We start from the raw sequence: 9,912 nt of genomic DNA on the forward strand, positions 1-9,912 counted from the left end.
ACGGTTCTGATCTGGTGCCTGAAGAGTATTGCGGGGCACCGACAATCTAGGTGAGCAGCGCCACTAACCGTCTTCCAGCGCAGGCTTCCACGCTTGGCTGCGGGACAGCGCGAGCTTGAGATCGCGGCCGCCGGCCTCCTCCAGCAGCCCCGAATCACCCACAACCACCAGTAGGCTGCGTGCCCGGGACAGCCCGACGTAGAGCTGTTCCCGTGCCCGGCCCATGTCCTTGAACCCGTTGACGCAGAGGACAACAACGGACCGTTCCAGGCCCTTGAACCCCAGCACATGCCCGTAGAACTCACCGTCGTTGGCGTGGAAGTCCCGCCAGTACTCCTCCGTGGCGCCCCGCTCGAAATAGTCCAGGTGGATGGGGTGGCGGTCCTTGGTGGTCAGGAGCGCGATCTGGTTGTTCGCCCAGCCCTCGTCGATGAGCGCCTCAACACAGTCCCCGGCGATCTCGAGCGCGTCCTCGGTTGGGCAGTCCACGAACCGGACGGGCAGGCCCGTGCTTCCGCGGGGCTTGAAGTATTCGCCGGCGAATGGCTTGAACGTCTCAGCGATCTTGACGGTGTTCCGGAGGTTGTCGTCGATGTGGATGGGAACGAAGGTGGCCATCGGGCCGCTGGTGAGGTCCGCCGCCGCGCCTCCCCAGCGCTGGTAGACGTCCTGCCGGTCATCCATAAAGGCGTACACCTCACCCGCGTCCGGGTCGCTGGTGCACGCGAGTAGGGCGTCCCACCACAGGGGCGCGAAGTCCTGCGCTTCATCGACGACGACGGCGTCCAGCCGCTCGTGCGGCTCCAGTCCGGCTGCCAGCTCCTTCAGGAGGCGGGGCATTTCGACGTCGAAATAGTCCTGGCCGGAGCCGTCCGGGACTCCCAGCCCGCGCACGTATTCGTGGAACTCGCCCGTGAACACCGGCTTGGCTTGCCGCTTCCATGTCCCGACGCGGTCCTGGAGGTATTGCCCCAAGCCTTTGTTGTAGCAGAAGAGGCCCACGCGTTTGCCCTGCTTGCTCAGCAGCTTGGCCTTCTCGACGGCGAGCCACGTCTTTCCGCTGCCCGCGCCGCCGGTGAAGCGGACCCTGTTGAGTGAGCGGGTTGCCTGGAGCAGCACGGACTGGCGTTCCGTGAGGTGGTCCTGCGCTGCCTCGTCCTCCTGCGAGGTGGTGGAAGGTGCGACGGCGGTGTCCAGGTTTCCGCCCAGCCTGCGGACGATGCGTTCCAGGAAGGCCGGGGCCAGCGGGGAGGCGCCGCCGCCTTCGTTTTCGATGGCTTGGCGTACGAGGTCGGCGGGGGACTTGCTGCCGGTCTGGTCGAGGATGAGCGACCGGGGGCATCCTGCCATGGTCCACTCCCGCGGCACGTCGGTGTAGGGCAGGCTGACCATGTAGACGCAGCGGCTGCTCAGGCGCGCACCGAGCTGGTTCTCCAGCCAGTTCTTAAGGGCGTGGAGTGAGCTCTGGGACTGCGCCACGGGGCTTTGGATCTTACGCTTCTGGTTCCGGTCCGACTGGTACCACTGCCCGTCCGTGATGCTGACCTGGCCGCCCTTGACCTCGATCGCGGCCATGCCGACATTAGGCCAGAGGACCAGCAGATCAATCTCGTATTCGTTGCATCCATCGCGGACGTGGACCGAGTGGGCCAGGACGCAGTCATCGGGGAGGCTGTTCCGCAGGGCGGTCCAGACGGCCTTTTCCGCGTGGTGTCCATCGCCGAACTCCGGTTCTTCCGGAATGCACCTCATGGTGTTCCCTTCGCAGCCAGTCGCAGCCGTTCGAGGGCATCTGGGTAACTTGAGGCGAACGATGATTTTGCACCGTGTGCGCTTGGATGCTTCAGGAAGCAGACGAGTCTGTCCCGTCCGCCAAGGTGCATGTGCAGGAGGTTCTGCTCCGTATACGGCACGCCTTCTTCGCTGTGCTTCCCAAATAACGCCCGCTGCTGAAAGGCGACTGGATAGGCAAGTTTGAGAGTCTGCGCTGCTTTGCTGCCAACGACCACAACGAGCCCTGCCGGTGTTGCTGCAAGAATGCGATCCATATGTTTCTGAGCGCAGAGTGGTGCAGCCTGAGCGACGCCCTCCTCCCCGTTGGACTTGCAGTGGACAACCTCCGTCATCACGGCCTGCTCGTACCACGGTGTTCCTGAACCGAGCAGCGCGTAGGTCTGTTGCTCTACCCAGCCCCAGTACGGCTCGGGAGTACCCCAAGCCGGCCCGTCTGCTGTTTCTACCTTTCGGTGCCGGCGGTTAAGGACCCACCCGTGTTCGGGGGCGAAGCGGTTGATCATAAAGTCCGCGATGTCGACGTCGTCCCAATCCACGGTGGGGTACTTCTCGGCTACGCGCTTCGCGCGCCATCTGGCAGCCGGGTTGCCGGCACTGATGGCAGGGTTCGAGGAAAGGAAAACGATGCTGGCCGAGGCCAGGTTGCCGGCCCATGCTTCGGGCACTTGGAGAGGGCCAGCCAACGTATCCTGCGAATCCACGATCTTTCGGCAGGGGTGGGCACGGCCCTCTTCCGTGTCCCTAACAGCAGGCACAAGTTCGCTACAACGAGCAACGCTGAGGGCAAGCTCTTCGAGGTATACGGGCATGATTCTTCCGGCGCTTTACGCTTGGACGCTTGCTGCAGCCAACGGAGGCTGCTTCCCGTGCATCCACAGCACAATGTCCATGACCCTGATATCGGAAATGGAATCCTTGACGCCGGAGAGGTTGTAGATGGTTCGCAGGCGTGGTGTCAGGCCGGGGTGCTCAATGAAGGCGCCGTGCCAGACTGCCCACTGGCCTTTCGAGTTCCCCTGGAGACCCATGAGCGGTCCGACGACCGAATCATAAATAGGAATTAGACGGGGGCGCTTCCGGGCCATAATTTTGCTGGCTCGAGTTTCGCCCACTCCCCACCGGCCTGTCTCACGGCCGCGAAGGACATGCCACAACTCAGTTGCTGCACTTTTTTCACCGAACATAGTCGGAAATTCCTTTATCGATACGTCCGCTAGATGACGGTCGGTAGGAATTTTCTTCAGCAAGTCGGAAATTCGATTTTTATGAGTATCGAGAAATCCAATGGCAGCTTCACCTGGAATATCCACCGATAGGAAGGACACGGCGATGAGGTCGTCGGCTGTAATAGTGTTCGCGTTGGCGCTTATGTCCCCACCTCCCGCCCACGAGTTGAAGTAGCTACCTGTGTACGCCGGAAGGCCATCTGATAGACGCCGGTAATAGACGGCCAAGAGCCGCGCCGCCTCTTCCTCGTTGCCTTGGCTGAGGATGTCGGGAAGTGCCATGTTGGTCCTATCTAGTTAAGGGGTATTCAGCCGGCATTTCGGAGGGTTTGCACAGCGCCGCCCAAGACATGTTCGACTGTCACACCCCCGTCAGGGTTCGACCCGGAAGGGAAATCTCCGGTGTGCCATTGGAGCTTCTCAGCGTCAGGGCAGGCCCGGCCGTGTCTCAGTCCCTCAAGGACGATGTAGTTAGCTTCGGTCAGGGGGACGGCTTCTCGGTACCAATTAGGGATCTCAGAATCCGGCTCTGACCATCCGTTCTCCAGCAAGTAGTTCGCAGAGGTCGGCCATTCGTCGGCGCTCAGAAATCTTTCCGAGACAATTTCACACCATGCACCATCAGGTCCCGGTGTCACTTGGGCATATGGTTGCGATTGTCCACCAGCACCGTCACCGTACTGAATGCTCAGAAATGAATTCCACGGCGTGGTAGCGAGTACTTCGCCTACCAATTCACCCGCCCGCGCCCATAGCGCATCCTCGTTATTACCTTCCCTGTAAAGCTCGATCATTCCCGCTACTTCCTTTGGATCGAGCGGAACATAGGCGCTGATGACAGATTCCCAGGTACCGAAGTACCTTCTGATAGCCACTGCCGACGGACGCTCCCGTCCCGCAGCCAGTTCGGCGATCATCCAACTGTCGTAACTCGCCACTTCTTTCGGGGAGCCGAAGAGGCTGAATGTGGAGCGGTATGAATGGGAAGCATCTTCATAGTCGTCGGCGGAAAATCTGCCCCGTACGGTCGGAAATTTTAGCCCCACAGACTCGAGCGCCAAGTGCCATGAGCTGCCCTCCGTTCGATCGCGAATCCGTTCGGCGGGTGGTGGAAACGATGAATCGGGGTCGAGACCCATCTCGAGGAATACCGCCTCGCGAACTGCTACATACTCGGAGTAGGAGATACCAGCATTGTCCCCACTGCTAATTGCTTCGGCAGTTGTTTCTATGACGGCGATGACCTGGCCGATCTGCAGCCGCGGCAAATGCGCGGCCTCCAAGAGGATCCGATAGTCCTGCATACTAGGCAGCGGGTCCTTGCCCAATACCATTCGGTAGTCCGGCTCAACGCCGCGTTGATACCCCGTTACGTAGAGCAGGCCCATTTTGTCAGTGACAAAAGCGCGGGGTGCTGAACGTTCTGAAGACTGCAGGATTTCAGGGCTCTTCAGCAGCTCGCGGGCCATGTCAACGTCCAGGTTGGCGCCGAGAGCGACCAGGATCTTAGGAATGTCAGAGCTACCGATGCCGGCGCCGAGGAGCTGCTTAATACGGTCCCGCCAATCCAGCAATACATCCTTAGTCTCCAAGCATCGCCTGCGAAGGGCCTGAAGTCGCAGTTGCTCGCTCCGATCAGCAACTCGAGTACTGAGCAGACTCAGCAACTCATAGCTTCTTATCCTGGAATCGGCGCTGATTCGCTGGAGCGGGTCACCCATTTGATAGGCCTTCAGAGCGCGGCTCAGAATCTCCTGCCGCCTGAGCTCATATCCGTGCGACACGGACTCCATTTCCCCCACCCGCAAACTCTCCCCAAATCGAATGCAAACCAGCATCTTCAGCGATGACAAGTCATTCTTATCAGCAGTTAGGGACTTTATTGGTCAACCGCTCGGAGCGGCTTCCCTTTGTGACTTGACGTCTGACTTTCATTCGCGAGCACCCGCAGGAACAGCGGATTCGGCCGTGCCCCGGGCAGGACGTGCTGCAGGTCTGCCAAGGCTTCCAGCGGAGAAATGCTTGCCACACGAGCCCCATAAAGCGCAGCGACAGTCGGCGTCCGGGATTCCGCCCGGACACAGTGCAGCAGCACTGTCTTTCCCTCCGCCCGGTAGCGTTCGACGGCGGCGGCCGCCTCATGCAGGACAAAGGCCGCGTGTGCGTTGTCGCCTTCATCAGCGGAGTCGACCACCCAGAAGGTGGCGTGGTTCTCTGGTGCCACACCTGGCACATCCAGCGTGCCCAACCGGCAGAGCGATACCACCGCGTCGATGCCCAGGTTATCTACACGCACAAGCGAGCCGACCCCGCCCAGCCACACGCCGTCGTCGTGCGGGTGCCGGACCAGCGCATCGGTGCGTTCCCACATGCTGTAGTCGTGCCGGTCGGCCCGCGGCCAGGCAGCGGACCGCCGGCCCTCGCCGCGGCCCAGCTCCATACCCAGGACCATCAGGTCGCGGGCATGCAGGCCCGGCCAGCCGTGCAGCCGCTGCCGCCACTCGAACGGCACCGCGGTATAGCCGTACGCCGCGCCCAACAGGGCGCCGGCGATGGCGGCCACCGTGTCGGTGCCACGCCCGCCGCGCACCGCCTCTTCCAAAGCAGCCCCAAGGTGGGCAGGACCGGCAGCGGAAAGGCCTGCGTAGTGGATGGCGCTCCAGGCCCCCTGGAATGCCTCCACCACCCAGCCATTGCGGGTAAAGTCGCGGGGCCGGGACCGCTCGGCCGTCTCGATCCGCCCCAGCCACACCGAAGCCCGCTCGGCCGGCAGCAGCGGCAGCCCTGCCCGGACATCGAGCTGCCCGGTGAGAACGGCCTTGCGGATCGCCACGCACCACAGGCCGCAGGCCTCCTGCGCATCAGGGTCGGCGTGAGTCAGTGCGCTCATCACACTGGCAGCAGCCATCAACTCAGAAGGGTCCCGGTCCAGGTAGGCGAGGGCCAGCGGTGCCGTCCGCATCAGCGAGCCGTTGCCGGCGCTGCGGCCGGTGCGGGCATGGAACTCCGAGGCCGCGGCAGTGAAGTCGGCCGCGTGCACCTTGCTCCGCCCGGAAGTCATCCGGCGGGCAGCCGCGATGACGGAGCTCGTCTGCGCCCCAACGTCCTTCGCCTCGCCAGCCCAGGCAGTCCAGGCCCGGACCACCGTGGTGAGCGCCGCGGGGGAGGAAGGGCCGCCGTCGGACGCGGACTCCAGCAGCGTTTGGGCGATTGGGATGGCCATGGAGGTGTCGTCGGTCCACTCGGCAGGCGCGAACCCGAACGGGCCGCCGCCCTTCATGGTGACGACGGCGCCGTCCGGCAGCGGCGCGCCTAACTCGTAGCCGGCGCCGAGGGCGTCGCCGGCGGCCAGGGCGACGAGGGCGTCGCCGGCGGCCAGGGCGACGAGGACGCCGGCCGCGCGGTCATTCTGCAGGGGGTTCAGTTTCATGCCATCTCCATCAGGGGGTGTTGGATGTTCCAGCCGGTCAGGTGGGCCAGCTGCGGGCGGCGCTGGGGGAGTGCGACGGCGATGCCGGCGGCGGTGACCGCTCCGGCGGCGCGGGAGACGTTGCGGCTGCGGAGCGAACCGTGGCTCCGAACCTCCACGGCCGCCGCGCCGCCGTCGAACGTTCCGAAGTCCATCGCCTGCACATGGGCGGCGAAGTCGCGGGCGCGCTGGCCGGGCATCGGGCCGGATGCCAGCGCCTGGGGTGGGAGGAGCTCGAGGTCCAGCAGTGCGGCCTCGATCAGCTGGCGGTAGTGGCGGACGAAGAGCGTGCTGGTGCCGAAGACCTCCAGGAGCAGCGGCTGCCGGCCGAGGCCGATCACCACGCCGCGCTGGCCTTCCAGCGGCTTCGGTGCGTCCGAGGCGTCAAAGCGGTTCCGTTCCTCCTTGTCGTCCTTGAACCAGTCCATGTGCTGGAGGAGGGAGCTGGTGGCGGAGGCGCCGCGGGCGTTGTCGAAGCGGCTGACCCGCTCCCAGATGCGGCCCTGCCGGTTGCTGCCGCGCTCGCCGCCAATGCCGTTGGCCAGCTCGGACCAGACGTTGAGCGGCGCGCGTCGGGCTTCCCGGCGGTGCGTGGTTTGGCCGGCTTCCCAGCGGCCGGCTTCGACGCAGAAGGTGTCGATGTCGCGGGTTTCGCCCGGGCCGAGGACGACGTCGCGGGCGCAGGTCCGGTGCTGCTGGCCGCCTTCGAGCAGCTCGCCTTCCAGCAGCAGTGCCGGGTGCGGGCCGTTGTTAGTGACGGTGAGGCGGGACACCTGGGCGCCGCCGGCGAGTTCGCTGACGGCGACGTCGGCATGGGTGCCGGTGCTGATGCCGAGGCTTCCGGGGGCGGAGGTCCAGACGGGGAAGATGCTGAGCGGGTCGAGGCTGCTGCCGGCGCCGACGTGGAGCTGCGGAACTTTCATGGGAACCTCCGGTTGATTTAATGCATTTTTGCGCTAATTGATCTCAGTATGCACCGCTTGCATCTTTAGCGCAAGACTGCGATAAATGAGGTGTGATGGTTTCCAAGAACAGTTCTGGCGCGTCCCTGCTCGACTACCCGCGGCCGTCGGTTGCCGTGGACACGGCCGTGCTGACGGTTTCGGAGGGCAGCGTGTGCGTGCTGCTGGTGCGCCGTGCGGAGGACCATCAGCACGGGAAGTGGGCCTTGCCGGGAACCTTCCTGCGCGAGCGCGAGACCCTGGCGGACGCGGTGCTCCGGTGCTTGCGGGAGAAGGCCGGGATCTCCGGGCGGGTGCCGCAGCAGCTGCAGGTGTTCGACGAGCCGGGCCGTGATGACCGCGGCTGGGTGCTGTCAGTGGCGCACGTGGACGTGGTGCCGCTGGCGGCTTTGGAGGAGGCATTGACGTCCGACGGCGTCCGGCTGGCTTCCGTGGACGGGGAACCGGAGCTGATCGCTGGGCTCCCGTACGGGCACGCGGACATCGTGGCCAAGGCATTGGAGTGGTTGCGGGCTGCTTACGCTGAGGAGCCTGATCCTGGGGCGTTGCTTGATGAGCCGTTTACATTGAAGGATCTGCGGGAGCTGCACGAGGTGGTGGCGAGCGCGCCGCTGATGCGGGACACGTTCCGCCGGTTCATGGAGCCGAAGCTGACCGGAACGGGGCAGATGTCCGACGGGACGCGGGGGAGGCCGTCGCGGTTGTGGGTGCGGGGGGAGTAGACCTGCAGACCGGATCCTAGCTTCACGCGGGCAGCCCTAAGACTGGCTGCTCAACCCCAGCTCCCGAAGGGCTTTGTCGAGAACGCCCCATACTTCGGCCGTTCCTGTTGACCGGTCCTGTTTGGCAAGAGCAAGAAGTTGACGCCGTAACTCCAGCTCATCGTCGGCCAAGCCTTGGTTGTAGGCAGGTGCCAGCAGGTATGAATGGTTGTCAGTGGCGTAAGCGGCCATCATGTCTAAGAAGATTTCAAGCTGCCTTCCTGCGGTCACGAGTGCCGTGTGTATGTCGGCCGAGTCGGCACCCCGCTCCGGTGCGGGCGCCATTGGAAGGATTTCCAGCCTGCCTTTCCAGACGAGTTTCTGGAGCTGTTCCTGAAAGAGAGACAGCACCGTGCCCATCTGGTGGTTCTTGGAGGTATTGTTCGGGAGCGCGCGTCTCACATCGTGCACGATCTCATGAAAATGGTCGTCGGCGAGCCCAAACCCGACAAACAGCAGGTGATGAGTTAGAAGGTGCGCCTTAACCAGAGCGGATAGCGCGTCCCGGTTGCTGTGGTAGCTGAGGTAATCGTCACGGGTCAGCACAATGCTCTCGGGCTGACTGACCGAGCCGTGGAGTTTTAGAAGCCAATTGTTGCCGACAGCGGGAGCGTTCTCGGGCATGACAGTCCGTGGCCGCTGGGCGTCGATGCAGGCCATTTCGAAAAGCCGGTCATAGTTCAAGGTGATTGCCCCGGCGGAGGGCAGCGTCGCAAGAAGCGCCGGAGCCAGCCCATACCTCGGTAGATCCACCGCGGCAGCCACGGCTTCCCCAAAGGCCTTCCGGGATCCGTGCTGGTCGGCATAGAGCTGCTCGAGCACTCCAGCCTGGTCAAGGAGGCCCATTCCTTCAAATGCATCTGCGTCCTCTTGTTTGAGGTTGACACCGCTCCTCAACCTGTCGAGGAGTTGGCCCCAGCTGGGGGCGCCCGCGCTGACACTGATACCCGCACCCAGGAACGGCACCAGGTGCCCGGCCCGTGCTATCTCGCCGAGTGACCGGGCCTTCCCCCTCAACTGGCCGCCAACGGAGGGCCAGCAGGCGCCGTCGACCCCCTCGCGGCGTAGTTTTTGGGCCAGTGAGAACGCTGCTCGGTCGCGCAGCACCAGCACAATGTCGACACTGTAGCGCCTGACCAATTCGGTGCACGCTTCCAGAGTGGCGCGCAGGGCTGCGCCAAGGTGGTTTCCAGCGCCTCCGCCGGCTGTTCCAAAGAAGGGCAAAGCAAGCAGCCGATATGGGCGGTGATCCGGGGGTGTGGGTATCGCGATGACGGCACTGCGGACGAATGCTTCAAGACGTTCTGCCAGAACTGCGGGGTTCCATGTGCCGTCTTCGGGCACTGCAGTCATGATTGGCAGCGGTGCCGACGAGGGCCAGGGACGGATCGGCTCGGCCAGTATTGTTCCGCCACGGAACTGGACCGAGGCTGATGCCGCAGCTATGCTCCGCAAATTCGGGTGGGCCCGCAGCCAGTGGCTCTCAATTCTGGCCGTGGAGTCCGTTGGGAGTAACCATGCGTCGCACCGGAGGTTTAAGAGGTCGGCCATGGCTACAAAAACGTGCGGTTTTGTCATTTAATCTGTCTATCACCTTCCACAGCTAGAGCTAGGCCTATAGAGAATCTGAGGACCGGCTGGCCGAAAACAAAAGATCGGATGCGCTGACTGTTCATTGTTCACTGCGTAGCACCATAATC

Annotated in this window: 8 protein-coding genes; 1 reads left to right on the forward strand and 7 read right to left on the reverse strand. The window is 63.5% G+C overall.

What is annotated here, in order from left to right; translation table 11 throughout:
• Positions 1–63: 63 nt before the first annotated feature.
• From ACFC25_RS10740 to ACFC25_RS10765, 6 genes are all read right to left on the reverse strand, one after another.
• On the reverse strand, positions 64–1,752 hold the full coding sequence (locus ACFC25_RS10740; protein WP_376045141.1) for an NERD domain-containing protein: 1,689 nt from the start codon (positions 1,750–1,752) through the stop codon (positions 64–66).
• A complete protein-coding gene (locus ACFC25_RS10745) occupies positions 1,749–2,459 on the reverse strand; it encodes a hypothetical protein (RefSeq protein WP_376045142.1) in 711 nt (236 codons plus the stop codon). Before ACFC25_RS10745 ends, ACFC25_RS10740 begins: the two co-directional genes overlap by 4 nt.
• 159 nt (positions 2,460–2,618) lie before the next feature.
• Complete coding sequence (locus ACFC25_RS10750) at positions 2,619–3,302, reverse strand: DUF6308 family protein (RefSeq protein ID WP_376045143.1); 684 nt, start codon at positions 3,300–3,302, stop codon at positions 2,619–2,621.
• 26 nt (positions 3,303–3,328) lie between these two features.
• Positions 3,329–4,873: a hypothetical protein gene (locus ACFC25_RS10755; protein WP_376045144.1), complete on the reverse strand. Its 1,545-nt coding sequence runs from the start codon at positions 4,871–4,873 to the stop codon at positions 3,329–3,331.
• A gap of 26 nt (positions 4,874–4,899) precedes the next feature.
• A complete protein-coding gene (locus ACFC25_RS10760) occupies positions 4,900–6,450 on the reverse strand; it encodes an ADP-ribosylglycohydrolase family protein (protein WP_376045145.1) in 1,551 nt (516 codons plus the stop codon).
• Positions 6,447–7,412 (reverse strand): ARPP-1 family domain-containing protein, encoded by a 966-nt coding sequence (locus tag ACFC25_RS10765; protein ID WP_376045146.1) that lies wholly within the window; start codon positions 7,410–7,412, stop codon positions 6,447–6,449. The genes ACFC25_RS10760 and ACFC25_RS10765 overlap by 4 nt, the downstream gene beginning before the upstream one ends.
• 95 nt (positions 7,413–7,507) lie before the next feature.
• On the opposite strand from ACFC25_RS10765, the gene ACFC25_RS10770 reads away from it, so the two are divergent.
• Positions 7,508–8,173: an NUDIX domain-containing protein gene (locus ACFC25_RS10770; RefSeq protein WP_376045147.1), complete on the forward strand. Its 666-nt coding sequence runs from the start codon at positions 7,508–7,510 to the stop codon at positions 8,171–8,173.
• A 36-nt stretch (positions 8,174–8,209) separates the two neighbouring features.
• Here the strand turns inward: ACFC25_RS10770 and ACFC25_RS10775 are convergent, their stop codons facing one another.
• Positions 8,210–9,325, reverse strand: coding sequence for an SIR2 family protein (locus tag ACFC25_RS10775; protein ID WP_376045148.1), 1,116 nt, complete (start codon positions 9,323–9,325; stop codon positions 8,210–8,212).
• Between the last annotated feature and the right edge of the window lie 587 nt (positions 9,326–9,912).

Origin of the sequence: Pseudarthrobacter sp. NPDC055928 (genome assembly GCF_042270935.1) — a bacterium.
In the GTDB taxonomy this organism is placed as follows: domain Bacteria; phylum Actinomycetota; class Actinomycetes; order Actinomycetales; family Micrococcaceae; genus Arthrobacter.

What these genes read in the sequence shown, in the direction of transcription:
- ACFC25_RS10750 (WP_376045143.1), bottom strand. Translation starts at nt 3,302, where the DNA reads ATGGCACTTCCCGACATCCTCAGCCAAGGCAACGAGGAAGAGGCGGCG.
- ACFC25_RS10740 (WP_376045141.1), bottom strand. Translation starts at nt 1,752, where the DNA reads ATGAGGTGCATTCCGGAAGAACCGGAGTTCGGCGATGGACACCACGCG.
- ACFC25_RS10765 (WP_376045146.1), bottom strand. Translation starts at nt 7,412, where the DNA reads ATGAAAGTTCCGCAGCTCCACGTCGGCGCCGGCAGCAGCCTCGACCCG.
- ACFC25_RS10770 (WP_376045147.1), top strand. Translation starts at nt 7,508, where the DNA reads ATGGTTTCCAAGAACAGTTCTGGCGCGTCCCTGCTCGACTACCCGCGG.
- ACFC25_RS10760 (WP_376045145.1), bottom strand. Translation starts at nt 6,450, where the DNA reads ATGAAACTGAACCCCCTGCAGAATGACCGCGCGGCCGGCGTCCTCGTC.